The sequence below is a fragment of the Acidihalobacter sp. genome (assembly GCF_037381185.1).
Taxonomy (GTDB): domain Bacteria; phylum Pseudomonadota; class Gammaproteobacteria; order DSM-5130; family Acidihalobacteraceae; genus Acidihalobacter_A.
The window spans coordinates 18,788-44,253 of the sequence record NZ_JARRQY010000023.1 but is presented as its reverse complement, the minus strand read 5'-3'; the positions used below and the strand labels follow the sequence as shown (position 1 = coordinate 44,253).

Here is a 25,466-nt window from a genome sequence, read left to right as displayed (position 1 = left end):
CGCATTTCAAAGAAAAAATCGTCGGGAACGATTTTTCGCGCAAGCCCCGAAGGGGTGAGGCGCAGGGATGCGTCGAACAAATCGGCTCGGGCGCGTCACCTCGATCATGCGACCCCCCATGCCTCAAATCGCGCCCGAAACCGATCACCCAAGCCAGCAACTACGTCGCCTTCACTCACGCAAAATCGAAAACCTTGATCGCCGGTGTGCACCTGAAACGGACCCCATGATTTAGCGATTGGAGAAGAAACGCCCATTAGCGCGAGGGACAAACCTCAGCTCGGAAGAGCGCACAACCAGACATCGCCAATCAATCCAACCACTGCTCCACGGCCTTACGGTCCGGCACCCCGCCGGCATGCACCACCTGCCCGTCGATGACCACGCCCGGCGTGGACATCACGCCGTAGGTCATGATCTCGGCGATGTCCTCGACCTTGCCGAGTTCGATATCGACGCCCTTGGCCTTGGCGGTGCTTTCGATGAGCTCCAATGTGCGTTTGCAGTTGGCGCAGCCGGATCCGAGTACTTTGATCGATTTCATGTCTGTATCTCCATTGAACGATGGACAGGGGCGCTGGCGTTTGCGCATGGCATGTGTGTTCACCCGATCAGGTTGAAGCCCCAACCGACCAGGGTGAAGCTGGCGGCGAGGATGGCGCTGTAGATCGCCAGCGCGGGCCAGCGGATCACCTTGCGCAGGATCAGCATCTCCGGCAGCGACAGGGCGGCGATGCTCATCATGAAGGCGAGCGTGGTGCCGAGGGCCACGCCCTTGCCGAGCATGGCCTGGGCGACCGGGATGACGCCCGTGGCATTGGAATAGAGCGGTACGCCGATCAGTACGGCGAACGGCACCGACCACCAGCTATGGCCGCCCAGGTGTTCGCTGACCCAGGCCTGGGGTGCATAGCCGTGAAACAGCGCGCCGATGGCGATGCCGGCAAGCACCCATTTCCAGATGCGTCCGACGATCTCGCGCACCTCGCCCAGCGCGTAGCGGTGTCGTCCGGCGAAGCTGGTGTCGGGCTGCGTCTGGGTCGTCTCGCCCATACGGATCTGCCAGACATAGTCCTCGACCCAGCGCTCCGGGCGGAAGCGTTCCATGAGCATGCCCCCGAACCACGCCACCACAAGGCCTGCCGCGACGTACAAGGCCGCCAGCTGCCAACCGAGGATGCCGATCAACAGCACCACCGCGACCTCGTTGATCATGGGGCTGGCGATAAGAAAGGAAAAGGTGACGCCCAGCGGAATGCCGGCTTCGACGAAACCGATGAACAGCGGCACCGAGGAACAGGAGCAGAACGGCGTCACGGCGCCGAGCAGGACGGCGAGCATCCGCGCCATCCAAGTCGGTCGGCCGCGCACGTAGTCGCGGACGCGTTCCGGCGACAGCATCGCGCGCAACCAGCCCATGACGTAGATCACTGCCAACAGCATGAAGAATATCTTGCTGGCGTCTTCGATGAAGAAATGCAGCGCCTGGCCCAGATGCGAGGAAGAGGAAAGTCCGAGGAGCTGGTAGGTGATCAGATTGGCGAGTGTAGTAAACATGGGGCGACTTCTTCGCTGTCATATCTGATGCTAATAATATACGTAAATACATATATATTCAATACCAGATATAATGGCCACGCCGAGAGAAGAGGACCGATTCAGGCCCTGGATAGCGCTGCAGCGTGGCCGTTGGCGCGAAATGCCGCCTGTATGAACGGCGGCGTTCTTATGCGTCAGCCAAGCAGAGCCTTGCGCAGGAACTCGGGGGTTGCAGCGCAGGCGCGGTGTATGGCGTCGTTGTAGTAAAGCGTCTCAAACGGCCGTTCTTCGCAGGCCTCCTCGCGCGCGAAGGTGATCGGCAGGTCCTTGCCGGCCAGCGTGGCGGTCCACCAGCCGGAGGGATAGCTGGCCTGCGGGAAGTGCAGGGTGAGGGTGTCGAGGAATCCGGCCTTGCGCATCTCGTCGTGCATGGGACGGATGATGCTCTTGGTGTGGTAGAGCGGCGATTCGCTCTGCTGTGCCAGCAGGCCGTTGGAACCCAGGGCGCGCAGGCAGTCCGCGTAGAACGGCGCGGAGAACAGTCCGGCAGCCGGGCCGATTGGGTCGGTGCTGTCGACGATGATGACGTCGATCGAACCCGGCTCTGCGTCCTTGATCCACTGGATGCCGTCGCCGAAGAAGAACTCGGCGCGCGGATCGGCATTGGATTCGCACAGCTCGGGGAAGTACTCCTCGGAGAGGCGTGTCACGCGCTCGTCGATCTCGACCTGCACTACCGACTCGACTTCCGGATGCTTGAGCACCTCGCGCAAGGTGCCGCAGTCGCCGCCGCCGACGATGACCACGCGCCTGGGCGCCGGATGGCTGTACAGCACCGGATGACTCATCATCTCGTGGTAGACGAAGTTGTCGCGCGAGCTGAGCATGACGAAGCCGTCGATAGCCATGAGATTGCCGAACTGTTCGGTCTCGTAGATCTCGATGCGCTGATACGGCGTCTGCTCGTCGTGCAGCTTGCGTTTGATGCGCAGCGAGAATGCGCTGCCGGCTTCTTCGCACACTTCCGTGAACCAGTTCTGATCGAGCGCCATACCGGGAATCTCCATGAGCGGGCGGATGGAAGCGCTATTATACGGACACCACGAATCCAAGGAGCCCTCCGGTATGCCGGATTGGTCGATCGAACAGGCCCGCAAGCTGTACAACACCGGCGTATGGGGCGCCGGCCACTTCGACATCGGGGCCGATGGCAAGCTCTGCGTGCAGGCGCGCGAAGGCGCGAACCTGTGCCTGCACGAGCTGGTCGACAGCCTGCGCCGCCATGGCCTGCGATTGCCGGTGCTGGTGCGCTTCAACCACATTCTGCGCGAACGCGTCGATGCGCTGTGCGGCGCATTCGACCGAGCGCGCCAGACGCTGGACTACGCCGGGGGTTATACCGCGGTCTATCCCATCAAGGTCAACCAGCAGCGCAGCGTGGTCGAAGAGATACTGCGTCACGGCGGTGAGCGTGTCGGTCTCGAGGCGGGTAGCAAGCCCGAACTGATGGCGGTGCTGGCGCTGGTGCGCTGTGGCGGCGTCGTGGTCTGCAATGGCTACAAGGATCGTGAGTACCTGCGCCTGGCGCTGCTCGGGCGCTTGCTCGGGCACCGCATCTACGTGGTGATCGAAAAGCCCGCCGAGCTGGAACGCGTGATCGAAGCCTCGCGCGAACTCGGCGTGCGTCCGCTGCTGGGCGTGCGCGTGCGCTTGTCTTCCATCGGCAGCGGCAAGTGGCAGAACACCGGGGGCGAGAAGGGCAAGTTCGGCCTGTCGGCGGCGCAGGTCATCGCCGTGACCGAGCGCCTGCGCGAGGCTGGCATGCTGGATTGCCTGCAATTGTTGCATTTCCACATGGGCTCGCAGATCGCCAACATTCGCGACATTCAGCGTGGTGTGCGGGAGGCGGCGCGTTTCTACGTCGAACTGCGCCGTTTGGGCGCGGATCTGCAGGTCGCCGACGTGGGTGGCGGGCTCGGCGTGGACTACGAGGGCAGCGGCACGCGCAGTGACTGTTCGATGAACTACAGCGTCAACGAGTACGCCGCCAACATCGTGCGCACCCTGCGCGAGGTCTGCGAGCAGGAAGGCGCACCGCATCCGGAGATCTTCACCGAATCCGGCCGCGCGATGACCGCGCACCACGCTGCCCTGATCACCGAGATCATCGACGTGGAGCGCGCCGCCGACGACACTGCGGAACCGGAGCCGGGCGAGGACGCTCCGCTGATCGTGCGCGACCTCTGGGAGTTGCTGCAGGCGGTCGGGCGCCGCTCCCCCAGCGAAATCTTTCACGATGCCTCGTACTGGCTGAGCGAGGCGCACGGCATGTACACGCATGGCGTGCTCAGCTTGGCCGAGCGCGCCCGCGTCGAGGAACTCTACATCGCAGTTTGCCAGCGCCTGGCTGCGGGGCTGGACGGCCACGGCCGCAGCGCCCGCGAGATGCGCGAAGGCTTAGGCGATCGCCTGGCGGACAAGGTGTTCTGCAATTTTTCGGTGTTCCAGTCCACGCCGGATCTGTGGGCCATCGATCAGGTGTTCCCGGTGGTGCCGCTGCAGCGCCTGGACGAGCGGCCGACGCGTCGCGGCGTACTGCAGGACCTGACCTGCGACTCGGACGGGCACATCGACCGCTACGTGGTCGGCAGCGAGCTGGAGCACACCCTGCCGCTGCATGACTGGAAGCCCGATCAGGGCTATCTGATCGGCATTTTCCTGGTCGGCGCCTACCAGGAAATCCTCGGCGACCTGCACAACCTGTTCGGCGATACGGATGCGGTCAACGTCGACCTGCGTGCCGACGGCAGCTATGAATTGGCACAGCCGGAATTGGGCGACACCGTGGACGAGCTGTTGGGCTACGTGCATTTCGATCCTGAGGAGTTGCGGCGGGTCTATCGAGAGAAGGTCGCGGCCGCCGTGCCGCCGGAGCGGGCCGATGCGGTGCTGGCGGAGCTGAATGCGGGGTTGAGCGGTTATACCTATCTGGAGGACTAGCAGGCAGCTGAAATTCTACTCATGCGGCGCGATAGCGCTTCAGAATCCGGCGCTTGTGCTCATTTGCTCATTTACATCCCGTAAACCGCGCTTTTGGGCAGGCACATTCTTGTGCCCGCCCGATTTTTCCTTCTCTCACACTCGCTTGAGCGACTTTCAACAGCCTGCCGGCCGCCGCCCGCGCAGGATGCTTGCTCATTCGGCCGATGTGTCGGATGCTTCGCATCGGGGAAGAAGTACTTTATTCATGGGCTTCCGACGAGCGCGCAGAATGCGTCGCTGAGGAGTAAACATGTCGGATACGGTGTTGCTGCTCTTTCTGGCGGGATTCGCCGGTGCCGTCCTCGGCATTCTGATGCTCTATGGCGCGGCGTTTCGCAGCGGTTGGTTGTGGGGGATTGTCTGTCTGTTGCTGCCGCCGGTGCTGCTGCTGTTCATCCCCCTGCGCTGGCGGCGTTCGCAATTCGGTCTCTATATGCTACTGGCGGGACTGCTGGTGAGCGGCGCGGCGATGTATGCGGGAGCCGACGCGTCCGTTCAGGCTTGGCTGCAGCAACCGCCGGTGCAGGCCTACATCGCCCGCATCGGCTGGCACGGAGAAATCCGTCTGCCGTTCAAATCCTACCAGCCCCCGCAGTTGCCCAATGCCGCGGCCGCAAAGGCCATTCGGGCCGAGGACAAGGCCGCAGCGCAGGCTCCTCCTCCGGCGCCAGCCTCAAAACCGGCCGCTCCCGCTTCCCCCCAGGACGAGTTCCAGGCGGTCAGTCTGGATGCCTTGAGCAAGTACATCGGCAGCACTGTGCGGATCACCAGCACCGACGGCGGCAAGGTCAGCGGCCAGCTGACGCGGGTGGACAGCATGGGCGTGACGGTGGCGGCGCCGCAGAGTTCGGGTTCGGTCAGCTACCATGTCGCCTGGACACGGCTGACCAGGGTCGAGGTCTATGCCCCGCCGGGCAGCGTGCCGGCTCCGACACCGACTGCGGCGGCGCTGGCTCCCAGTACCTCGAATCCCCCTGCTTCGGTAACGGTCAGTCCCGCGCCGCAGGCGGAGCCGCTGCCCACGGCGGGCGCACAGGCGCCGGTCATGCCCGTCAGTCCGCCGGCTGCCGCGTCCCAGGCACCGTCCGGTGCCGTCGATACCACCACGACTTCCGGAACGCCCTGACATGATGTGTTACGTCTATCGCAGCGAACGCCGCCCCGATACGTATCTGTTCCTGCCCGCCGCGGACGACTTTTCCGGCGTGCCGGACGGTCTTATGGAATTGTTCGGCGAAGCGAGTTTCGCGCTCGAGTTCGAGCTGACGCCCGAGCGTAAACTGGCTCAGGCCGAACCGACCCAGGTCATGGTGAGTTTGCGCGAGCAGGGTTTCTATCTGCAGATGCCGCCGGCGAATCAGTCGCTGGCCTGAGCACGCCGCGCCACCGGACGCTCAGCCGCGCGCCGCGCCCAATGCTTTCGAGGCGGCGGCGGTGCGCGTTTCGACGCCGAGCTTTTCGAACACGTGTTCGAGGTGCTTGTTGACCGTGCGGGGGCTGATTCCCAGGATTTCGCCGATCTCGCGGTTGGTTTTCCCCAGGATGACCCAGTACAGCACTTCCGCCTCGCGGGTGGTGAGGTGAAGAGTGCGCGCCAGCGCCTCGGGTTCCGGCAGAGCCGTGTGCCGCTGTATCAGCAGCAGGCCGGGTTCGAGCTGACTGAACTGCAGGCGTTCACCGTTGTGCCACAGGGCGTAGGGTAGCTCGGCGGGCCCTTGCAGCCACTGGCGTATGGGCAGCGGCAGGCGGTCGTTGGCGTCCATGAGCGGCTGCAGCAGCCGCTGCGCCTGCGGCGTGGCCCAGTTGATGGTGTACTGATCGTCGAATGCGGCAACGGCATGCCCGGTCGAGTCGATCGCGGTGCGGGTGTCGACCAGCAGCCGCGCGGCCTGAACGTGTGTCTCGACGCGCGCCAGCAGTTCCTCGGCCACCACCGGCTTGGTGACATAGTCCACGCCGCCGACCTGGAAGCCGCGCACGATGTGTTCGCTGTCGTTCAGACCGGTCAGGAAGATCACCGGAATGTCGCGGGTGTCGAAATCCTCCTTGAGCTGGCGGCAGGTCTCGAAGCCATCCATGCCGGGCATCAGGGCGTCCAGCACGATCACGTCCGGCAGCTTATGGCGCACGCTCTGCAGTGCGGCGAAGCCGTCGGTGGCAACGCGAACGCTGTAGCCATTGCCGTGCAGAATCTCGTACAGCACGCGCAGATTGTCCGGCGCATCGTCGACCAACAGGATGGTGCCGGTGTCAGGCGCGGGCGGCATGGTCTTCTCCCGCGCGTTCGAGGCTGCGCAAGTACTCGTCGAGACGGAAGTTTTCGACGAAGGTGCGCAGACGGTCGACGAACAGGGCGAGCCCGGGTTCGCTTTCCTCGACCTGTTGCAGACGTTCGAGAATGTCGCTTACGTCGCCGATGACGCCGAGTCCGTGCAGTTCGGTGATGATGTCCGCCGCCGGCAGTATGGGGGTGTCGACGGTGTCCGTGGTGGTCGACACCAGTGCCTGGGACGCCTGCCGCGTATCCGATCGCTCCTCGTCCGGTATCGCGGGCGCTTTGCGTACCACCCATTCCAGATGTAGCTTGGCCGCGATGCGTATCAGCAGCGTATCGACGTCTACGGGCTTGGCGATGAAATCATGTTGCCCGATGCCGGCCTCATTGCTCTTGCCCTTCTCGTGGATGTCGGCGGAGATCACCAGAATGGGGGCGTCCGAAAGGCGATTGGCGCGCAGCAGGTTTGCCGTGTCCCAGCCGCTCAGATCGGGCATGTTGAGGTCGAGCAGAATGAGTTGCGGGCGGAACGTCGAGGCCTTGCGCAAGGCCTCGACGCCGGAGCCGGCCTGATCCAGTTCGAAGTCGAGCGGCTGCAGCATGCTGATCAGGAGTTCGCGATCGACCCATTCGTCATCGACCACGAGAATGCGTCGTCGCGGACCGGCGTAGCCGGTGATGTCCGCCGGCGGCAGGCTGAGTGGGCTGCTTGGGTCGTGCCGGGCTTCCGGCAGGTACAGCCGAAGCCGGAACATGCTGCCGTCTTCCGCGCGGTGGTGGGCGGTGAGTTCGCCGCCCATCAGCGCAGCCAGCATGCTGGCGATGGTCAGCCCTAGGCCTGCGCTGCTGCCGGCGTGGCGGCCGGCGTTGCCTCCGCGCTCGAAGGGCAGGAATATCCGTTTGCGATCGTCTTCCGAAAACCCGATGCCGGTGTCTTCGACCTCGAAGCGCGTCATCTCGCTGCGATAGAACACGCGGAAGGTCACGCTGCCGCGGTCGGTGAACTTGACCGCGTTGCCGAGGATGTTGATGAGGATCTGACCGAGCCGCTTCTTGTCGATGCGTACGCGCTCGGGCAGCTCGCCATGGGTTTCGTACAGGAACTGGACGCCTTTGTCGCGGGCCTGCAGCCTGAACATGTCGGCCAGCTGGCCGACGAACTGCGGAAAGCGCACTTCTTCCGATTCAATGCTCAGTTTTCCCGCCTCGATCTTGGAAATATCGAGCAGGCCGTCGAGCAGCGAGACCATGTGTTCGCCGCTACGGCGGATCACTTTCATGGCCTCGCGCCGGGCCGTGGGCACCGAAGGATCGTGTTCGACGATCTGGGCATAGCCGAGAATGCTGTTGAGCGGCGTACGCAGTTCGTGGCTGATGCCGGTCAGGTAGCGGCTCTTGGCCTGGTTGGCGCGTTCGGCTGTCTGCATGGACGCCTGCAGCTGGGCGTCGGTCTTCTGGTGCGCACCGATTTCGTTCATCAGCAGATGCGTCTGGCGGTTCGATTCGTCCTGCGCGACGTAGCGGCTTTCGATGGTCAGTACCAGCCACCACGAACCGATGCCGGCCAGCAGCAGGGTCACCAGGTACAACTCCAGCAGCATGGTGCGCAATGCGCTGAGCGCATCGGGGTCGATGCCGCTGCCTGCCTGTTGCAGGTAGAACAGCGTGAGGATGCCGCCGAGCACCAGCGCGGTGCTCAGCACCAGCAACGCGTAGTAACCCAGTCGCGTGTTGACGCGGGCCGACAGCGTCAGCGGCAGCAGCCGGCGCATGGCGGCCAGGAACTGATCGGCCAGGTTGGCTCCGGGTCGGCACAGGTCGTGGCAGCGGGCGTCCAGCGTGCAGCACAGCGAGCAGATGGCGCCGCGGTAGGCGGGGCAGTGCGCCATGTCCTCGGTTTCGTATTCTTTCTCGCAGACGACGCAGCGGGCGATCCCGCCGACGGGGTGGCTCGGTTCGCGTGCCAAGTAATAGCGGCCACGGGTGAGCCAAGCGATCAGCGGGGCGGTGAGCATCGCCGTGCCCAGCGCGATGAAGGCTGAAAAGGCCTCGGCCACCGGCCCGAAGGCGCCGCTGAAGGCGGCGATGGAAATCACCGAGGCGATCAGCAGCGCACCGGTGCCAACCGGATTGATGTCATAGAGATGGGCGCGCATGAACTGGATGCCACGCGGACTCAGTCCCAGTGGCTTGTTGATCACCAGGTCGGCGACCAACGCGCCGACCCAGCTGATGGCGATGTTGGAATACAGCCCGAGCACGTGGCTGAGGGCGGCGAAGATACCCATCTCCATCAGCATGAAAGCGATGAGCACGTTGAACACCAGCCAGACCACGCGGCCGGGGTGGCTGTGCGTCATGCGGGCGAAGAAGTTCGACCAGGCCAGCGAGCCGGCATAGGCGTTGGTGACGTTGATCTTGATCTGCGAGACGACGACGAACAGCGCCGCCACGCTCAGGACCCAGGCGGGCGAATCGAAGACGTAATTGAAACCGATCTTGTACATGACCGCTGGTTGCGTCGCCTGCGCTTCGCTGAATCCGGCGCGCAGCGCGAGATAGGCGAGCGTGGCGCCGCCGAGGAGCTTGAGGATGCCCAGCACGATCCAGCCGGGGCCGGCAAACAGGACGCCGGCATACCAGGCGCGGGAATTGGCGCGGTTGCCTTCGGGCATGAAGCGCAGATAGTCGACCTGTTCGCCGATCTGAGCGATCAGCGCCAGCGTAACGCTGGTGGCGGCGCCGAAGGCGAGGATATTGAAATGCGGTTGGGCGCCGTCTTGGCCGGAAAAACCGATCAGCTGATGCACCAGATTGGGTTCCTTCAGGAACACGCAGACGTAAGGCAGCACCAGCAGCACCAGCCACAAGGGTTGCGTCCAGATCTGCAGCCGGCTGATCAGGGTGATGCCGTAACTCGCCAGCGGCAGCACGATCAAGGCGCTGAACAGATAGGACGGCGTGATGCCGACGCCGAGATACAGATGCAGCGCCTGGGCCATGATGGCGGCCTCGATCGCGAAGAACAAAAACGTGAACGAGGCGTAAATCAGAGAGGTGATGGTCGAGCCGATGTAGCCGAAACCTGCGCCACGGGTCAGCAGGTCCATATCGAGGTTGTATTTCGCGGCGTACCAGGCGACCGGCAGGCCAGTCAGAAAGATCAGGAAGCCGGCCGCGAAGGTCGCCCAAAATGCGTTGATGAAACCGTATTCGATGGCGATGGTGCCGCCCATGGCCTCGAGCGCGAGGAACGAAACCGCGCCGAAGGCCGTATTGGAGACGTGCAGTATTGACCAGCGGCGGAAACTGCGGGCGGTGTAGCGCAGCGCATAGTCTTCCAGGGTTTCGTCGGCGACCCAGGTCTTGTAGTCGCGGCGGATCTTGATTACGCGCCTTGGTGGCGGGCGCTCTCCTTCTACCGTGCGATGACTCTTTTTGCGTGATACCCGTCTCACAATACGTCACCTGCGATCTGCGGGGCGGCCGGTAAAAATAGCTTTGAGTCGCCGTTCCTCGGGTCGGAGCATGTGTGGCTAGCGGCTGCATTCCTATACGTAGGATTGCGTATGTACGCCTCTAAAGATGTGTAAAACGTTCCATAAAGTTGTTTGTGTTCAATCGGTTGAGTTGCCGGCTCGGGCGCGGAGAGAGTCGGTCGAATGACGTATTCAGCTCCTGTCGAGCTGTCCGGTACTTTGTCAGCGTCAGACCGGACAGCTGTATCCGCGCGGATTCTCTCGAATCGGTTAAACAACCGATAGGCGCAATCCCGGTAGCGATGGTCTCGGTATCTGACCCCCAATTGCTGGTTGTGCGGCAACCCTATTTGTGAGGCAAGAAACATACCGAGGTACATGATTAATGAGCACACCATCTGCTGCTGTCGGCAAAGGCCGATCGTTCAACAAATTCGTCAGTAACCCGGTCCTGGAGGACTATTCGCTGCGCTATGCGCCTTCTTCGTTCCGCAAGTGGTCCGAATTTGCCGTGGCGTCGACCGCCCTCGGCGGCATCGCTTATCTGGCAGATCAGGCCATCGGCGGCTCCCTGGCAGTCCAGTTCGGTTTCGCCAACGCGTTTTGGGGCATCCTCGCGGCGGCGGTGATCATCTTTCTCACCGGCATTCCGATCGCCTACTACTCGGCGAAATACAACGTCGACGTCGACCTGCTGACCCGTGGCGCGGGTTTTGGCTATCTGGGCTCGACGATCACGTCCATCATCTATGCATCATTCACATTCATATTCTTCGCCCTCGAAGGCTCGATCATGGCGCAGGCCTTCGAAATCTACTTCCACATACCCTTGCCAGTGGGCTATGCGCTGGCCTCGCTGATCATCATTCCGTTGGTGGTCTTCGGCATGACCCTGCTGTCCAAGCTGCAGGTGTGGACACAGCCGGTCTGGCTGCTGCTGCTGTTCTCGCCACTGATCGCAGTGTTGACCGGCGATCCCAAGGCTATTTCGGATTGGACCTCCTTCGCCGGCCAATCGACCAGTGCAGGCTTCAATCCGCTGCTGTTCGGCACGGCCGCGGGCGTCGCGCTGTCGCTGATCGCGCAGATCGGCGAGCAGGCGGACTATCTGCGCTTCATGCCGACGAAGACGGGCAGTAACTCCAGGAAGTGGTGGTTGGCGGTCATGTTGGCCGGCCCGGGCTGGGTCATCCTGGGCGCCAGCAAGCAGCTGATGGGGTCACTGTTCGCCTCGGTGGCGGTGTCCAACGGTACCGCGTTGGCCAAGGCCAACGAGCCGATCCAGATGTACATCTCCGGCTTCCACTACATGTTCGGTAACGCCGCCATCGCGCTGACCATCGCCACCTTCTTCGTCATCCTGTCGCAGATCAAGATCAACGTCACCAACGCCTATTCGGGTTCTCTGTCCTGGTCGAACTTCTTCTCACGCACCCTGCACACCCATCCTGGGCGCGTGGTCTGGATCTTCTTCAACGTCGGTATCTCGTTGACGCTGATGGAGGCCAACATGTTCGCTGTGTTGGGTAAGATCCTGGGCTTCTACTCCAACGTCGCGGTCGCCTGGATCGGCGCGGTGGTGGCGGATCTCGTGATCAACAAGCCGCTGCTCAAGCTGAGCCCGTCCTATCTCGAGTTCAAGCGCGCTCACCTGTATAACTTCAATCCGGTGGGTTTCGGCGCGATGGTGATCGCCTCGATCATCTCGATCCTGGCCTTCTTCGGCTTCTTCGGTGCCTATGCCCAGGCCTTCTCCACCTTCATCGCGCTGGGTGTGGCCTTCGTACTGTCGCCGATCATCGCGATCGTCACCAAGGGCAAGTACTACATCGCCCGCGACCCGCACTACCACGCCGGCTCGCATCACGATGTGCTGAGCTGCACCTCCTGCGGTTTCGAGTACGAAAAGGACGACATGGCCTGCTGCCCGCACCATGAAGGCCCGATCTGCTCGCTGTGCTGTTCGCTGGAGTCGTCCTGCCACGACATGTGCAAGACGAGCAGCGAACTCAACGGGGTGCCCGTTGTCACCATGCCTGCCCGTTGCGGCTGAGCGGTTCACCTTAGACAAGCCGTTCTGGCGCACGCCGCGCATTCATCCGGCGTGCGCCCATCCCCCCGACGCCCTTCATTTCAATGAAGACGAGGAGAAGCTCCTGATGGAAACGCTTATCAAAGTCGACATCAACAAGTCCCCGGAAGAGCAGGCCGACGTACTGCATAACCGCTGGCATCCGGATATCCCGATGGTCGCCATGGTCAAGCCCGGCGCCGAGTTCCGCGTGGAATGCATCGATTGGACCGGCGGCCAGATCGGCAACAACGACAGCGCCAACGACGTTCGCGACGTGGATCTGACTAAGGTGCATTACCTTAGCGGACCGGTCGGCGTGGAAGGCGCCGAGGCCGGCGATCTGCTGGTGGTCGACATTCTCGATGTCGGCGTGCTGGAAGACTCGGCCTGGGGCTTCAACGGTCTGTTCGCGTTCGAAAACGGCGGCGGTTTCCTGACCGACCACTATCCGGAGGCACGCAAGTCCTGCTGGGACTTCCACGGCATCTACACGAGTTCCCGACACATCCCCAACGTCAGCTTCGCGGGCGTGATGCATCCCGGCCTGATCGGTTGCCTCCCCTCGCACGAACTGCTCGCGGAATGGAACAAGCGCGAGGCCGAGCTCTACAACACCGAGCCCGAGCGGGTGCCGGCGCTGGCCACCCTGCCCTACGCGGACACCGCGTTGATGGGACAGATGAGCGGCGACGCCGCGGCCAAGGCGGCGGCGGAAGGTGCGCGCACGGTGCCGCCGCGTGAACACGGCGGTAATTGCGACATCAAGGATCTCACCAAGGGCTCGCGCGTCTACTTCCCGGTCTACGTGGACGGTGCCGGGTTGTCGATGGGCGATATCCATTTCTCCCAGGGCGATGGCGAGATCTCCTTCTGCGGCGCCATCGAAATGGCCGGCTATCTCGACATCCGCGTCAACCTCATCAAGGGTGGCGTAGCGAAATACGGCATCAAGAACCCGGTGTTCAAGCCCAGTCCGCTGTCGCCCAAGTACGATGATCATCTGATCTTCGAGGGCATTTCGGTAGACGAGAAAGGCAAGCAGCACTATCTCGACGCTCACGTGGCGTACAAGCAGGCCTGCCTCAACGCCATCGAGTACATGAAGAAGTTCGGCTACACCGGCGAACAGGCGTATTCGATTCTCGGCACCGCGCCCGTGCAAGGGCACATCAGCGGCATCGTCGACATTCCCAACGCCTGCGCCACGCTGTGGCTGCCGACCGGCATTTTCGATTTCGACATCAACCCCGATGTCGAGGGGCCGAGCATCATGGTCGATCCGGGCGTCGACATGGCGAAGACCAGCTGAGGAGGTCCAATCCATGCCCCTGTACGAGTATGCCTGTACGAGCTGCGGCACGTTCTCGCAGTTCGCCCCGCTGACCCGCTCGGCTGAGCCGGCCGACTGCCCGGAGTGCGGAGAGTCGGCGCCGAAAGTGATCGGCGCCCCGGCGTTGGCGCTCATGCCCGCCTCGCTGCGCGCGGCCCACGCCAGCAGCGAGAAGAGCGCGCACGAGCCGCGGCGAGCCAAGCGCGGCTGCGGCTGCCACGGCGGAGCGCACACCTGCGGCACCGGCAGCAGCGGTGCCGCGAAGCCGGCGCTGAAGGCTCCTTCCTCCGCCGCCACGCGCCCCTGGATGCTTGGCCACTAGCGTGCGATACCTCTGCGGGACCGGTGTACGCGGTCACTGCGGGGGGCGTCGCCGAGACTTGCGAACCGCTATTTCAAACTCGATTCGGAGAGAGTTTTGTCATGAGACATGGTGATATTTCGTCCAGCGCGGATACCGTCGGCGTCGCCGTCGTCAACTACAAGATGCCGCGCCTACACACCCGCGCCGAGGTTCTGGAGAACGCCAAAAAGATCGCGGACATGGTGGTGGGCATGAAGCAGGGCCTGCCGGGCATGGACCTGGTGATCTTCCCCGAGTACAGCACCCACGGCATCATGTACGACGCCAAGGAGATGTACGAGACGGCATCCACGATACCCGGCGCGGAAACCGAAATTTTCTCCGCGGCCTGCCGCGAGGCCGGCACCTGGGGCGTGTTCTCGCTGACCGGCGAGCAGCACGAGGAACACCCCAACAAGGCGCCCTACAACACCCTGATCCTGATCGACGATAAAGGCGAGATCGTGCAGAAGTACCGCAAGATCATGCCCTGGTGCCCGATCGAGGGCTGGTACCCTGGGGGCAAGACCTACGTCACCGAAGGTCCCAAGGGCCTCATGGTCAGCCTGATCATCTGCGACGATGGCAACTACCCGGAGATCTGGCGCGACTGCGCGATGAAGGGCGCCGAGCTCATCGTACGCTGCCAGGGTTATATGTACCCGTCGAAGGAGCAGCAAGTCGTGGTCGCCAAGGCCATGGCCTGGATGAACAACAGCTACGTGGCCGTCGCCAACGCGACCGGTTTCGATGGCGTGTATTCCTACTTCGGCCATTCGGCCATCGTCGGCTTCGACGGCCGCACTCTGGGTGAGTGCGGCGAAGAGGAATACGGCATCCAGTACGCGGAGCTGTCGGTCTCGCAGATCCGCGACGCGCGCAAGCACGGCCAGTCGGAGAACCATCTCTACAAGCTGCTGCACCGCGGTTACACCGGCATGATCAATTCCGGGGACGACATCAACGGCGCGCTGGAATGCCCCTACGAGTTCTACACGACCTGGGCGACCGATCCGGCGAAAGCACGGGAGAACGTGGAGAAGATCACGCGGGCCACGCCGGGTACCGCACAATGCCCGATCAGCGGCATTCCCAACGAGGAGACGCTGGGCGAGCACAAATAGTCGGCGGCGCCGCAGCCGACCAGCGAGGAGAAGCCATGCCTCTGACCCTGCTCTCGATCGCCGCCTTCGCCGCGCTCGGCGCCTGGACGCGCTACGGCCAGACGCTGCTGGTGCAGGCGATGTTCGGCCGTGCCTTCCCCTGGGCGACGCTGTCGATCAACGTGCTGGGCTCCTTCCTCATGGGTTTTCTGTTCTTCGCCACGCTCGAGCGCGTCAACCTCAGTCCCGAGTTGCGCACCGGCCTGCTGACAGGCGGGCTGGGCGCCTACACCACGTTTTCCACGTTCTCGCTGGAGACCACGAATCTGTTCGAAGGCGGCGAAGCCCTGCGCGGCCTGCTCTACATCGGTGCTTCGGTACTGCTGTCGCTGTTCGCCGCCATGCTCGGCGCCTTCCTCTCGCGCAATCTCGGAGCTTGAAATGCCCGCCGCCAAACTGGTCCGCATCTATTTCAAGGAAGGCGACAAGACCGATGAGCATCACAGCCTGATGCGGGAGCTGTTCCAGTTGCTGCACGACGAACATCGGGTGCGCGGCGTCACCGTCTTCCGAGGGGTGGCCGGTTTCGGCGATCACGGCATCGTGCAGGCCGAGGATCTGTTGGGCTTGAACGTTCACCTACCGCTGGTGCTGGAGCTGTTCGACGCGCCGGACGTCGTCGATACGGTGCTACCGTTGCTATGCGAGCGCGTGCCGGCCAAGCACATCGTCTGTTGGGACGTGGAAGTCGTGGACGCTTGAGCCTGTGAGTGCCGTGCCACAGATGAACCGTGTTAGAGAGCGGGAGGTGCGGTCGGAAGCCGTCGTGTTTTTCGGCGAAATGCGGCGCCGGCTACAGCTCTATCTGACGGCATTGTGGGGGCGCTCGTTCGCGCTGGATGCGCTGGCTCCGGACGATATGGGGCAGGTGCGGATTCGAGGTGAGGTCGTTCTTTTCCCCGCGGCATTATCGGCGGAGGACGTGTCCGCCGCGCAGGCGTGCTATCGGGCGGCCGCTGCCCATGCGGCGGCGCACCTGATGTATTCGCAGCCGCTGAGCAGGGAGGCCCTCAAGCCCCGCCAGATGGCGTTGATCGAGCTGATCGAGGATGCGCGCGTCGAACATCTCGCGTTTCGCCGTTTCCCGGGCTTGCGGCGGCTGTGGCTGCCGCTGCATCCTCCGGCCGCCGCGGGCGGGGATTTCGATGCTCTTGCCGGGCGCCTGGCAAGAGCCTTGATGCAACCGGAGGATGCCAAGGACTCGAACGAGTGGGTTGCCAAAGGGGTGCGTTTGTTTCTGGAACATCGGCACGAGCTGGACGAGCCGGCCGTGTCTCGCAAGATCGGCCTGAAGCTCGCGCATGATCTCGGCCAAATGCGTATTCCGATGAACGAGGGCATGCGGCCGTGCGCCCCGTATCGGGACGACAACGCACATCTATGGCTGTCGCCGCAGGCCGAGCTTGCCGAGGATGAACCGGCGGCGCCTGCCACCTCAGGTCTGCACGAGACCGATCGGCTGGAAGAGGCGGGGCGAGGCAGAAGCGTGGCGTTCACCGAGTCCGCGGACGATCTGGGCGGGAGCGATGCGGGCTATCGAGTGGAAGACTGCGGGCAGTCGGCGCGGCTGAGCTATTTCCAGATGCGGCACGACCGGCAGGCAGTATGCACGGCGCACTACCCGGAGTGGCACGAACGCATCGGGGTCGCGCGTCAAGACTGGTGTACGGTGGTGGAGCGGTATGCCGAGCGCGGCACCCCCTGCGTCTTGCCGCCGGATAAGCAGGCGTTGCTGGCGAGCTTGCGGCGGATCGTCGCTGGGGTGAAGGTACAGCGCGTCGCGCGGCTGCGCAGACAGGAGGATGGCGATGATTTCGATTGGGACGCGGTCCTCACCGCGGTCACCGATCTGCACATCGGTCGCGAGCCCGATTTCCGCGTCTTTCAGCGCATGCGTCATCATGACGTGTCGCGGCTCGCCGTTTCCCTGCTACTCGATCTGTCGGCGTCCGCGAACGCCATCGACGACGCGACCGGCAGGCGCATTCTGGACGTGGCGCGCGAGGCCTGTCAGTTGTTGGCCCAAACCGCGGTCGAGCTAGGCGATCCACTGTCCGTCAACGGCTTTCGCTCCAATGGCCGCCAGCAAGTCGAATTCCTGCGGGTCAAAGGTTTCGCCGATGCCTACGACGATGCAGCGAAGGAGCGCCTGGGCGGGCTCGCGGCCGCCTACTCCACGCGCACCGGCGCTGCCATTCGCCACGCCGTCAGCGCCTTGGCTGAGGAGCCTGCCGAACACCGCCTGTTGCTGATTCTGACCGATGGCGAACCGGCCGACATCGATGTCTTCGATTCGCTGCACCTGCTGCACGATGCCCGCCATGCCGTGGCCGAGGCGAGCAGGCGTGGGATAAGGGTTTTCTGTGCCAGCCTGGATCCCAACGCCGAGTCGTACGTGGCGCGGGTCTATGGCAGAGGGCGCTATCTGATCCTCGACCGGCTGGATCGCTTGCCGGAGAAGTTGGCTCGATTGTTGTTGGCCTTGAACCGTGCGTATTCGGAGATCAGTTGATGGGGGTGACGAAAGGCTGGCATGCACGTCTTGAGCTCGGTTATGCGCCGAGTGCCGGACGCACCATGCCGGTGCATCGGCGCCATGTCGGCCCGCTGTTGGTGCAGCGGGCGTTCCACCCCGAGGGCGAAGTCTGTCACAGCTATCTGCTGCATCCGCCGGCCGGGGTGGTGCAGGGCGATACGCTGGAGTTCCGGGTCGATGCCGCGCCCGGCTCGCATGCGCTCGTCACCACGCCCGGAGCCGGCAAGTTCTACCGCGGCACGGGCGAGGCATGCGTCTTGCAGAATTTCCACGTCGCCGAGGACGCGGCGTTCGAGTGGCTGCCGCAGGAGACGATTCTCTACGCCGGCAGCCGCGCGCGTCTGGAAACACGGGTCAGCCTGCAAGGCACGGCGCGCTATCTCGGCTGGGAAATCGTCTGCCTCGGTCGTCCCGCGGCGGACGAGCGTTTCGAAAGCGGCCGCCTCGTGCAGCGCCTGAGCGTGGAGCGGGACGGCCGGCCGCTGCTTTCGGAGCAGTTGGTGCTCGACGGCGGTGGTGCGCAGCTCGACAGCCCGTGGGGGCTGCAGGGCCAGCCGGTGACGGCGACGCTGCTCTGCACCGTGGATTTCGATGCCGCAGCCGGCGAAGCCGTGTGGGATGCCGCGGGCGAGCCGCAGCAGGGTCTGGCCGGCGTCACCGTTATGGACGGCCTGCTGGTGGCGCGCTACCTTGGCCCGCAAGCGCGCTATGCGCGCGACTGGTTCATCCGTCTGTGGGCGGCATTGCGCCCGGCCACGTTTGGGCGCGAAGCGTGTGCGCCGCGAATTTGGGCAACATAAGGCGGGTATGCGGATTCGAGCGCATCGGCAGAATGGAGTGCAGTGATGGATCTGTTTTCATTAGCCAGCATCGCGCTGGCCTTCTTCGTGGTGGCGGTATCGCCGGGGCCGGCGAATATTTCCAATGCAACGCTTGCGATGAGTCGGGGCAGGCGCGCCAGTTTGATTTATGGCGCCGGCCTCTCGACCGGGTTGGTGTTTTGGGGCGTTATCGCAGCCAGTGGCTTGGGTGTCGTGCTTCAGCAATCGCTCCATTTGATGATGGTTTTGAAAGTCCTCGGCGGGCTTTATCTCATCTGGCTGGCTTTTCTGTCAGGCCGGGCGGCACTCGGACCCCGCGCCGACTTGCCGACGATCAACCCCGACTCGACCTCGTACTGGGATTTGTTCATCAAGGGCATCGTGCTCAATGTGTCTAATCCCAAAACGGTCATCGCATGGATGGCGGCACTTTCCATCGGTTTGGACGCGCATGCCAATACCCTGGCGCTCGTTTTCGGGGTGGGCGTTTGCATTGTCGTGGGCTTTGCCGTCAACGCCATGTATTCAATCGTTTTTTCGTTTAAAGGTGTGATGACTGGGTATCGACATGCCAAACGGTGGATCGATGGAGTCGTTTCGGGGCTGTTTGCCTTGGCTGGGGCGGGATTGATTCGCTCGGCATTTGGCCGATGAGCGAAATAAGCTCGCTCGGCTAAATGGACTGTGTACGCCCAAAAACCTCTACTCCGGATAGTCAATAGAACTCGGGACAGACGATGGAACTCACCCCCCGCGAAAAGGACAAGCTCCTGCTGTTCACCGCCGCCCTGCTGGCCGAGCGACGCAAGGACCGTGGCCTCAAGCTGAATTACCCTGAGGCGGTGGCCTACATCTCCGCCGCCATTCTGGAAGGCGCGCGCGACGGACGCAGCGTCGCCGAGCTGATGGACTACGGCACCACGCTGCTGGCGCGCGAGGACGTCATGGACGGCGTGCCGGAAATGATTCCCGAAGTGCAGGTCGAGGCCACCTTTCCCGACGGCACCAAGCTGGTGACCGTGCATCAGCCCATTCCTTGAGGAAATTCACATGACCCGTGAAGAAGTGACCGCTGCCGTCCTGGAGGCCAAGCGCGCCAAGGGTCTCACCTGGGCGCAGATCGCCGCGGCCGTCGGCCGCCATCCGGTGTGGACCACTTCCGCGCTGCTCGGCCAGCAGTCCATGAGCGAGGACGAGGCGACCGCCGCGGCCGGCCTGCTCGGGCTCGACGCGGCCTGCGTCGCGCCGCTGACCGACTGTCCGCTCAAGGGTTCGCTGGAGTCCGAGATTCCCGCCGACCCGCTGATCTATCGCCTGCACGAGATCACCCAGGTCTACGGTTCCACGATCAAGGCGCTGATCCACGAGGAATTCGGCGACGGCATCATGAGCGCCATCGACTTCGAGCTGGATATCGAGCGCGTGCCCGACCCCAAGGGCGATCGCGTGAAGATCACCTACAACGGCAAATTCCTGCCCTACCGCAAGTGGTGAGCCGCCGATGATTCCCGGAGAACTGCTGCCCGCCGAGGGCGAGATCGAGATCAACGCCGGTCGCGAGACCTGCATGCTGGAAGTCGCCAACCGCGGCGACCGGCCGATCCAGGTCGGCTCGCACTACCACTTTTACGAGACCAACGCGGCGCTGGAATTCGACCGCGACGCCGCGCGCGGCTTCCGCCTCAACATTCCGGCCGGCACGGCGGTGCGCTTCGAGCCCGGCCAGGTGCGCGAGGTCGAGCTGGTCGCGCTGGCCGGCGCGCGCTTCGTGTACGGCTTTAACGGCCGCATCATGGGAGGGCTGGACGCATGAGCCGCACGATCGACCGCCGCGCCTATGCGGAGATGTACGGACCTACCGTCGGCGACCGCGTGCGCCTGGCCGACACCGCGCTGGTGCTGGAGGTCGAGGAGGACCGCACGATCTACGGCGAAGAGGTCAAGTTCGGCGGCGGCAAGGTCATCCGCGACGGCATGGGCCAGAGTCAGCGCCCCGCGGCTGAAGTGGCCGACACCGTGATCACCAACGCGCTGATCCTCGACTGGTGGGGCGTGGTCAAGGCCGACATCGGTCTCAAGGACGGCCGCATCGCCGGCATCGGCAAGGCCGGCAACCCGGACATCCAGCCGGGCGTGGACATCGTCGTCGGTCCCGGCACCGAGGTCATCGCCGGCGAGGGCCAGATCGTCACCGCCGGCGGCATCGACGCGCACATCCACTTCATCTGCCCGCAGCAGGTCGACGAGGCGCTGATGTCCGGCGTCACTACCATGCTGGGCGGCGGCACCGGCCCCGCGGCAGGCACCAACGCGACCACCTGTACGCCCGGGCCCTGGTACATGCAGCGTATGCTGCAGGCCGCCGAGGAGCTGCCGATGAACCTCGGCTTTCTCGGCAAGGGCAACGCCAGTCTGCCGCTGGCGCTGGAGGAACAGGTCGGGGCCGGGGCCATGGGACTCAAGCTGCACGAGGACTGGGGCACCACGCCGGCGGCCATCGACAACTGCCTGAGCGTGGCCGAGCGCGAGGACGTGCAGGTGGCGATTCACACCGATACGCTCAACGAGTCGGGCTTCGTCGAGGACACCCTCGCCGCCTTCAAGGGCCGCACCATCCACACCTACCACACCGAGGGCGCCGGCGGCGGCCATGCGCCGGACATCATCAAGGCCTGCGGCGAGCCCAACGTGCTGCCGTCGAGCACCAACCCGACGCGGCCCTACACGGTCAACACCGTGGACGAGCATCTCGACATGCTCATGGTCTGTCACCACCTGAGTCCGGCGATCGCCGAGGACGTGGCCTTCGCCGAATCGCGCATCCGCCGCGAGACCATCGCCGCCGAGGACATCCTGCACGACCTCGGCGCCTTCTCCATGATCGCCTCCGACTCGCAGGCCATGGGCCGCGTCGGCGAGGTGGTCACGCGCACCTGGCAGAGCGCGCACAAGATGAAGGTGCAGCGCGGCAGCCTGGGCGAGGATCCGGCGCGCCACGACAACTTCCGCGCACGGCGCTACGTCGCCAAGTACACCATCAATCCGGCCATCGCCCACGGCATCGCGCACGAGGTCGGTTCGGTCGAGGTCGGCAAGCTGGCCGACCTGGTGCTGTGGAAGCCTGCCTTCTTCGGCGCCAAGCCGTCGATGATCATCAAGGGCGGGATGATCGTCGCCGCGCCGATGGGCGACCCGAACGCTTCCATCCCGACGCCACAGCCGGTGCACTACCGGCCGATGTTCGGCGCCTTCGGCGCGGCGCGCACGGCGACCCGGCTGACCTTCGTCTCGCAGGCTGCGCTGAATGCCGGTGTTGCCGAGGCACTCGGCCTGCGCTCGGGCGTTTCCGCGGTCAAGGGCACGCGCAGCGTCACCAAGCGCGACATGAAGCTCAACGACTACATGCCACACATGGAAGTCGACACGCAGACCTACGCGGTGCGCGCCGACGGTGAGTTGCTGACCTGCGAACCGGCCGAGGAGCTGCCGCTGGCGCAGCGCTACTTCCTGTTTTGATCCGTGTTGTTCGGACCGATCAGGGCGCAGGCCGTAGCGGCTGCTTCCAGCGCGCCCTCGAGGTAGCCGCCATGCCCGGCGGACGCCTCGCTGCCGGCGAACAGCAACCGGCCGTCCCATGCCGTTCGCAACGCCTCGGGCAGACCGTAGGCCGGATGACCGGCGGGCGGCACGGCGTCGGCCGCGGTGGCGGTCAGCGGGTCCTCGCTCCAGTCCTTGAGTTCCCAGCCGCGCGTTTGCAGCGCCGCGTCGCCGAACAGGCGCTGCAATTGTGCGAGGCTGCGCCCGGCCAGCTCCTTGCGGCCCAGTGTGCGCCGCGCGTGGGCCGGCAGGCCGAAGAAGCCGAACAGCGCGTAAGGGCCGCCGCGCACGGGCGAAGCATCGTAGATTTCGGTCAGCGGGCCGCGGCGGCTGAAGACCTCGCCGGACAGCCTGGCTTCGCGCCAGAACGGCGCGTCGTAGAAAGCGATGAACTTTGCGTGCGCGGCCATCCAGGTCGGCGTGGCGGCGAAGGATTCCGCGTGGCCAGCAGGCAGCGCGGGTTCGAAGCGCACGCTGTCGGCGAGCAGGCGCAGGGGAAGCGTGGAAACGACATGCGGCGCACCGAAGCTTTCCTCGCGCCCGTCGTCCGCGACGGTGCGCACCTCGATGTGGTCCGAACGCTGGTGCAGTTCGGCGATGCGTCGGCCGGTGCGGATCGTGTCCGGTGCCAGCCGTTCGGCCAGCGCCTCGATCAATCTGAAGGTGCCGCCGGCGATGCGGTAGGAATGCGCGTTCGGCGATTCGCCGTCGATGCGCAGCGGTGCGGGCTGGTTGGGATCTTCGTACAGCGCGGCGCCGCCGGTCTGCTGCGCGAACAGATCGATACCGAGCGTGCGCGTCAGCCCGGCGATCAACGGTTGGAATTCGGGCCAGAGCCATGTCGGGCCGAGGTCGAAGCGCGTTTCGTCGTCGTACGGACTGATGCCGAAGATGCGTCCGCCGGGACGCTCGCGTGCTTCGAGCACGGCGCAGCGCAAACCGCGTTGCTGCAATTGCAGGGCGGCGTACAGGCCGCTCAGGCCGGCGCCGAGAATGAGGCAGTCGTATTCCATGAGGCGTATAGAGTAGCAGGCGGTTCAGGTTTGCCCAGGTGAGTGCGAGAGATATGGAAGAGTCGGAGGGATAAGCGCAGGTGTATGAGCTGTGATCAGGCGTTGTGAACGTAATTTCGATGCCCAATCGCGCCACATGAGTAGAATTTGAACGGTCTGTTATGCAACACGGAGAGGGCAATGGGTCATTCGCGCATCTACATTGTTGCGGGACCACGTGCGTGCGGTAAGTCAAGTTTCATTGAACGATGCGCGGTAGGGGAAACGACTCATTTTCTTCCTGCGACACTTTTCGGGTTGGCAACGGCGCGCGGTCCGGTCTATTTCATGGACTTGGCCGATCAGGAACCCGCCGAAGCGGAAGAGTTACTGGTTCATGTCGATCTACTGACTCCGTTTGCAGATCAACCGATTTCATCTGAGGAGGAGTTGAGATCAACGGTTCAATCACGAGCATTTTCAGAATACCCGGGAACTTCGCTCTTTCGTGACTGCACAGAACTGGCAGTCCTCACATTAAGGGTTCCACGGATCACAACGTTGCGGCGATGGCTCCAGCGCAGTGCAGAGCAAGGCAGGACGAACGTACGCAGGACGGCAGCGCAAATATACTCTGATGCCTTTGCCGAAACAGGCTATTCGTTGCTCTACGACGCATGGGATGAGTATGTTGCCGGTTTGCCAAACGCCACAAACTGGAATGTTTTCGAATCGGCAGATGGTCGTAGCTACTCAGTTATTCGGGCTGACGCGGGGCAAAATATCGCGAATTCTGCAAGGGCTGAGCGTGTTTGTGACAGCCAGTAGGCGCCACGAATGTAATTGCTAAAAGAGGCACTATGAGCAAGACGATGTTGCGCGTCGGCGAGCGCGTGGAGGGCATGCCACCGGCGCAGGAAACGCTGACGCTGTCCTTCGAGTTTCGCCAGAAGAGCCGCTTGCTGACGCGGCTCGACAGCGGCGAGGAGATCGGCCTGTTTCTGCCGCGCGGACAGGTGCTGCGCGGCGGCGAACGGCTCCGCGCCGAGGACGGTCGCGTGATCGAAGTGTGTGCGGCGGCGGAGACGGTGTCGACGGTCAGCGGCGGCACGCCGCTGGAGCGTATGCGCGCCGCCTATCATCTGGGCAACCGCCACGTGCCGCTGCAGGTCGCCGAGGACTGGCTGCGTTACGTGCACGACCACGTGCTCGACGACATGGTGCGGGAGTTCGGCCTGGAAGTGACGGTCGAGCAGGCGTCGTTCGAGCCCGAAGCGGGTGCCTACGGCGGCGGTCACCACCACGCACATGCCCCCTGACGCGGCGCTGCTGCGCCTGCTGCAGCTCGCCAGTCCGGCGCTGCCGGTCGGGGCCTACGCCTATTCGCAGGGGCTGGAGTACGCGGTCGAGGCGGGCTGGGTGAAGGATGAGGCCGGTACGCTGACGTGGATTCGCGGCGTGCTGGGCGATGTGTCGGCGTGGACCGATCTGCCGATGCTGTTGCGGCTGCATGCGGCCTGGTCGGCGGGCGATGTCGCCCTGGCCGGAGATTGGAACGCGCGCCTGTATGCGCTGCGCGAGACGGCCGAGCTGCGCGCCGAGGACCATCAGCTGGGCAGCGCGCTGGCGCGTGTTCTGCACGATCTCGGCATCTCTGCTGCCGGCGATTGGCTGGAGGCGCGTCCGGCCTGCTTTGCGACGCTTTTCGGGCTGGCGGCAGCCGAGTGGGGTATCGCGCCGCGCGAGGCGATGCTGGGTTACGCCTGGGCCTGGGTGGAGAATCAGGTCGCCGCGGCGATCAAGCTGGTGCCGCTGGGGCAAGCCGCGGGGCAGCGTGTTTTGAGTGCCTTGCAGCCGGCTTTGACGGATGCGGTCGATGTGGCGTTGGCGGTTGGAGACGAGGATCTCGGGCGGTCGATGCCGGGGATGGTAATGGCGAGCGTGAAACATGCGCGGATGTATTCGCGGTTGTTTCGGTCGTGATGGATTTGTTGGAGTGGGAGGGAGGTTTTTTGGTTTGAGTTGGCGATCGGCGCTTTTGAGCTTGGGTGAGAGAAGGTGACGCACTTGCTGGCCGCGGTGTCTTGTTTCGTGCGCGAATCGGCGTTGGATGGCACTGGTCTTACGTGAGTGACGCGCCCGAGCCCCTTTCTTTGCACGCCCAAAGAAAGGTACGAAAGAAAGGCGCCCGAAAGGCCTTGTCCCTACGGGCAGACCTCGAGCGCCCACCCCGGCCCGGGGCACCGCAGGCACTTGCCATCCTGGCAAGGCCTGC

General features: G+C 63.9%; 26 protein-coding genes. 20 read left to right on the top strand and 6 right to left on the bottom strand.

The window, feature by feature from the left end; translation table 11 throughout:
• On the top strand, positions 1-230 hold a 230-nt coding region (locus tag P8014_RS09565; protein ID WP_337817087.1), incomplete at its 5' end, for a hypothetical protein.
• 80 nt (positions 231-310) lie between these two features.
• Here the strand turns inward: P8014_RS09565 and P8014_RS09560 are convergent.
• The 3 genes from P8014_RS09560 to speE all read right to left on the bottom strand — a co-directional run bounded on the left by P8014_RS09560 (position 311) and on the right by speE (position 2,591).
• Entirely contained in the window at positions 311-544 is a 234-nt protein-coding gene (locus tag P8014_RS09560; protein ID WP_337817086.1) for a thioredoxin family protein, read from the bottom strand.
• 59 nt (positions 545-603) lie between these two features.
• Positions 604-1,557 carry a permease gene (locus tag P8014_RS09555; protein ID WP_337817085.1) on the bottom strand — a complete coding sequence of 318 codons (954 nt, stop codon included), beginning with the start codon at positions 1,555-1,557 and terminating at the stop codon, positions 604-606.
• A gap of 176 nt (positions 1,558-1,733) precedes the next feature.
• The gene (speE, locus tag P8014_RS09550) at positions 1,734-2,591 is read right to left on the bottom strand and encodes a polyamine aminopropyltransferase (RefSeq protein ID WP_337817084.1); all 858 of its coding nucleotides are present in this window, start codon (positions 2,589-2,591) and stop codon (positions 1,734-1,736) included.
• Between the two features lie 73 nt (positions 2,592-2,664).
• Here speE and speA point away from each other — a divergent pair, with 73 nt between their 5' ends.
• From speA to P8014_RS09535, 3 genes are all read left to right on the top strand, one after another.
• A complete protein-coding gene (speA, locus tag P8014_RS09545; RefSeq protein ID WP_337817083.1) occupies positions 2,665-4,539 on the top strand; it encodes a biosynthetic arginine decarboxylase in 1,875 nt (624 codons plus the stop codon).
• A 292-nt stretch (positions 4,540-4,831) separates the two neighbouring features.
• A complete protein-coding gene (locus P8014_RS09540; RefSeq protein ID WP_337817082.1) occupies positions 4,832-5,707 on the top strand; it encodes a hypothetical protein in 876 nt (291 codons plus the stop codon).
• Position 5,708: 1 nt separating this feature from the next.
• Positions 5,709-5,954, top strand: a complete 246-nt coding sequence (locus tag P8014_RS09535; protein ID WP_337817081.1) for a YcgL domain-containing protein — start codon at positions 5,709-5,711, stop codon at positions 5,952-5,954.
• A gap of 21 nt (positions 5,955-5,975) precedes the next feature.
• Here P8014_RS09535 and P8014_RS09530 read toward each other — a convergent pair whose 3' ends face one another.
• On the bottom strand, positions 5,976-6,848 hold the full coding sequence (locus P8014_RS09530) for a response regulator transcription factor (RefSeq protein ID WP_337817080.1): 873 nt from the start codon (positions 6,846-6,848) through the stop codon (positions 5,976-5,978).
• Positions 6,832-10,314, bottom strand: coding sequence for an ATP-binding protein (locus P8014_RS09525; protein WP_337817079.1), 3,483 nt, complete (start codon positions 10,312-10,314; stop codon positions 6,832-6,834). Before P8014_RS09525 ends, P8014_RS09530 begins: the two co-directional genes overlap by 17 nt.
• A gap of 406 nt (positions 10,315-10,720) precedes the next feature.
• On the opposite strand from P8014_RS09525, the gene P8014_RS09520 reads away from it, so the two are divergent.
• From P8014_RS09520 to ureC, 13 genes are all read left to right on the top strand, one after another.
• Positions 10,721-12,388, top strand: coding sequence for a hypothetical protein (locus tag P8014_RS09520; protein ID WP_337817078.1), 1,668 nt, complete (start codon positions 10,721-10,723; stop codon positions 12,386-12,388).
• A 106-nt stretch (positions 12,389-12,494) separates the two neighbouring features.
• Positions 12,495-13,718: a formamidase gene (gene fmdA, locus P8014_RS09515; RefSeq protein WP_337817077.1), complete on the top strand. Its 1,224-nt coding sequence runs from the start codon at positions 12,495-12,497 to the stop codon at positions 13,716-13,718.
• 13 nt (positions 13,719-13,731) lie between these two features.
• Complete coding sequence (locus tag P8014_RS09510; RefSeq protein WP_337817076.1) at positions 13,732-14,061, top strand: zinc ribbon domain-containing protein; 330 nt, start codon at positions 13,732-13,734, stop codon at positions 14,059-14,061.
• A gap of 101 nt (positions 14,062-14,162) precedes the next feature.
• Positions 14,163-15,206, top strand: a complete 1,044-nt coding sequence (locus P8014_RS09505; protein ID WP_337817075.1) for an aliphatic amidase — start codon at positions 14,163-14,165, stop codon at positions 15,204-15,206.
• 35 nt (positions 15,207-15,241) lie between these two features.
• Positions 15,242-15,625: a CrcB family protein gene (locus tag P8014_RS09500; RefSeq protein WP_337817074.1), complete on the top strand. Its 384-nt coding sequence runs from the start codon at positions 15,242-15,244 to the stop codon at positions 15,623-15,625.
• A 1-nt stretch (position 15,626) separates the two neighbouring features.
• Positions 15,627-15,947, top strand: a complete 321-nt coding sequence (locus P8014_RS09495) for a DUF190 domain-containing protein (protein WP_337817073.1) — start codon at positions 15,627-15,629, stop codon at positions 15,945-15,947.
• Positions 15,948-15,969: 22 nt separating this feature from the next.
• Entirely contained in the window at positions 15,970-17,757 is a 1,788-nt protein-coding gene (locus tag P8014_RS09490) for a VWA domain-containing protein (protein ID WP_337817072.1), read from the top strand.
• Positions 17,757-18,581 (top strand): urease accessory protein UreD, encoded by an 825-nt coding sequence (locus P8014_RS09485; RefSeq protein WP_337817071.1) that lies wholly within the window; start codon positions 17,757-17,759, stop codon positions 18,579-18,581. Before P8014_RS09490 ends, P8014_RS09485 begins: the two co-directional genes overlap by 1 nt.
• Positions 18,582-18,626: 45 nt before the next feature.
• Positions 18,627-19,256 (top strand): LysE family translocator, encoded by a 630-nt coding sequence (locus P8014_RS09480; RefSeq protein ID WP_337817070.1) that lies wholly within the window; start codon positions 18,627-18,629, stop codon positions 19,254-19,256.
• Between the two features lie 83 nt (positions 19,257-19,339).
• Positions 19,340-19,642 (top strand): urease subunit gamma, encoded by a 303-nt coding sequence (gene ureA, locus P8014_RS09475; protein WP_337817069.1) that lies wholly within the window; start codon positions 19,340-19,342, stop codon positions 19,640-19,642.
• A gap of 4 nt (positions 19,643-19,646) precedes the next feature.
• The gene (gene cynS, locus P8014_RS09470) at positions 19,647-20,096 is read left to right on the top strand and encodes a cyanase (RefSeq protein WP_337817089.1); all 450 of its coding nucleotides are present in this window, start codon (positions 19,647-19,649) and stop codon (positions 20,094-20,096) included.
• Positions 20,097-20,103: 7 nt separating this feature from the next.
• The gene (locus P8014_RS09465) at positions 20,104-20,415 is read left to right on the top strand and encodes an urease subunit beta (protein ID WP_337817068.1); all 312 of its coding nucleotides are present in this window, start codon (positions 20,104-20,106) and stop codon (positions 20,413-20,415) included.
• Positions 20,412-22,118: an urease subunit alpha gene (gene ureC / locus P8014_RS09460; protein WP_337817067.1), complete on the top strand. Its 1,707-nt coding sequence runs from the start codon at positions 20,412-20,414 to the stop codon at positions 22,116-22,118. Before P8014_RS09465 ends, ureC begins: the two co-directional genes overlap by 4 nt.
• Here ureC and P8014_RS09455 read toward each other — a convergent pair.
• Entirely contained in the window at positions 22,103-23,212 is a 1,110-nt protein-coding gene (locus P8014_RS09455) for an FAD-dependent oxidoreductase (RefSeq protein WP_337817066.1), read from the bottom strand. The two genes, ureC and P8014_RS09455, sit on opposite strands and share 16 nt — an antisense overlap.
• A gap of 180 nt (positions 23,213-23,392) precedes the next feature.
• Between P8014_RS09455 and P8014_RS09450 the strand changes: the two genes are divergently transcribed.
• Genes P8014_RS09450 through P8014_RS09440 form a run of 3 tightly spaced genes read left to right on the top strand, consistent with a single transcriptional unit; the run spans position 23,393 to position 25,174 of the window.
• On the top strand, positions 23,393-24,019 hold the full coding sequence (locus tag P8014_RS09450) for a hypothetical protein (RefSeq protein ID WP_337817065.1): 627 nt from the start codon (positions 23,393-23,395) through the stop codon (positions 24,017-24,019).
• A 44-nt stretch (positions 24,020-24,063) separates the two neighbouring features.
• Positions 24,064-24,510, top strand: a complete 447-nt coding sequence (ureE, locus tag P8014_RS09445) for an urease accessory protein UreE (RefSeq protein WP_337817088.1) — start codon at positions 24,064-24,066, stop codon at positions 24,508-24,510.
• Positions 24,470-25,174, top strand: coding sequence for an urease accessory UreF family protein (locus tag P8014_RS09440; protein WP_337817064.1), 705 nt, complete (start codon positions 24,470-24,472; stop codon positions 25,172-25,174). The genes ureE and P8014_RS09440 overlap by 41 nt, the downstream gene beginning before the upstream one ends.
• Positions 25,175-25,466 lie beyond the last annotated feature (292 nt).

Coding starts and splice junctions, on each gene's coding strand:
- P8014_RS09485 (WP_337817071.1), top strand. CDS start 17,757: ATGGGGGTGACGAAAGGCTGGCATGCACGTCTTGAGCTCGGTTATGCG.
- P8014_RS09500 (WP_337817074.1), top strand. CDS start 15,242: ATGCCTCTGACCCTGCTCTCGATCGCCGCCTTCGCCGCGCTCGGCGCC.
- P8014_RS09540 (WP_337817082.1), top strand. CDS start 4,832: ATGTCGGATACGGTGTTGCTGCTCTTTCTGGCGGGATTCGCCGGTGCC.
- P8014_RS09465 (WP_337817068.1), top strand. CDS start 20,104: ATGATTCCCGGAGAACTGCTGCCCGCCGAGGGCGAGATCGAGATCAAC.
- P8014_RS09555 (WP_337817085.1), bottom strand. CDS start 1,557: ATGTTTACTACACTCGCCAATCTGATCACCTACCAGCTCCTCGGACTT.
- ureA (WP_337817069.1), top strand. CDS start 19,340: ATGGAACTCACCCCCCGCGAAAAGGACAAGCTCCTGCTGTTCACCGCC.
- P8014_RS09505 (WP_337817075.1), top strand. CDS start 14,163: ATGAGACATGGTGATATTTCGTCCAGCGCGGATACCGTCGGCGTCGCC.
- P8014_RS09480 (WP_337817070.1), top strand. CDS start 18,627: ATGGATCTGTTTTCATTAGCCAGCATCGCGCTGGCCTTCTTCGTGGTG.
- P8014_RS09455 (WP_337817066.1), bottom strand. CDS start 23,212: ATGGAATACGACTGCCTCATTCTCGGCGCCGGCCTGAGCGGCCTGTAC.
- P8014_RS09560 (WP_337817086.1), bottom strand. CDS start 544: ATGAAATCGATCAAAGTACTCGGATCCGGCTGCGCCAACTGCAAACGC.
- P8014_RS09530 (WP_337817080.1), bottom strand. CDS start 6,848: ATGCCGCCCGCGCCTGACACCGGCACCATCCTGTTGGTCGACGATGCG.
- fmdA (WP_337817077.1), top strand. CDS start 12,495: ATGGAAACGCTTATCAAAGTCGACATCAACAAGTCCCCGGAAGAGCAG.
- P8014_RS09490 (WP_337817072.1), top strand. CDS start 15,970: ATGAACCGTGTTAGAGAGCGGGAGGTGCGGTCGGAAGCCGTCGTGTTT.
- P8014_RS09535 (WP_337817081.1), top strand. CDS start 5,709: ATGATGTGTTACGTCTATCGCAGCGAACGCCGCCCCGATACGTATCTG.
- P8014_RS09450 (WP_337817065.1), top strand. CDS start 23,393: ATGGGTCATTCGCGCATCTACATTGTTGCGGGACCACGTGCGTGCGGT.
- P8014_RS09520 (WP_337817078.1), top strand. CDS start 10,721: ATGAGCACACCATCTGCTGCTGTCGGCAAAGGCCGATCGTTCAACAAA.
- ureC (WP_337817067.1), top strand. CDS start 20,412: ATGAGCCGCACGATCGACCGCCGCGCCTATGCGGAGATGTACGGACCT.
- P8014_RS09495 (WP_337817073.1), top strand. CDS start 15,627: ATGCCCGCCGCCAAACTGGTCCGCATCTATTTCAAGGAAGGCGACAAG.
- P8014_RS09510 (WP_337817076.1), top strand. CDS start 13,732: ATGCCCCTGTACGAGTATGCCTGTACGAGCTGCGGCACGTTCTCGCAG.
- speA (WP_337817083.1), top strand. CDS start 2,665: ATGCCGGATTGGTCGATCGAACAGGCCCGCAAGCTGTACAACACCGGC.
- ureE (WP_337817088.1), top strand. CDS start 24,064: ATGTTGCGCGTCGGCGAGCGCGTGGAGGGCATGCCACCGGCGCAGGAA.
- speE (WP_337817084.1), bottom strand. CDS start 2,591: ATGGCGCTCGATCAGAACTGGTTCACGGAAGTGTGCGAAGAAGCCGGC.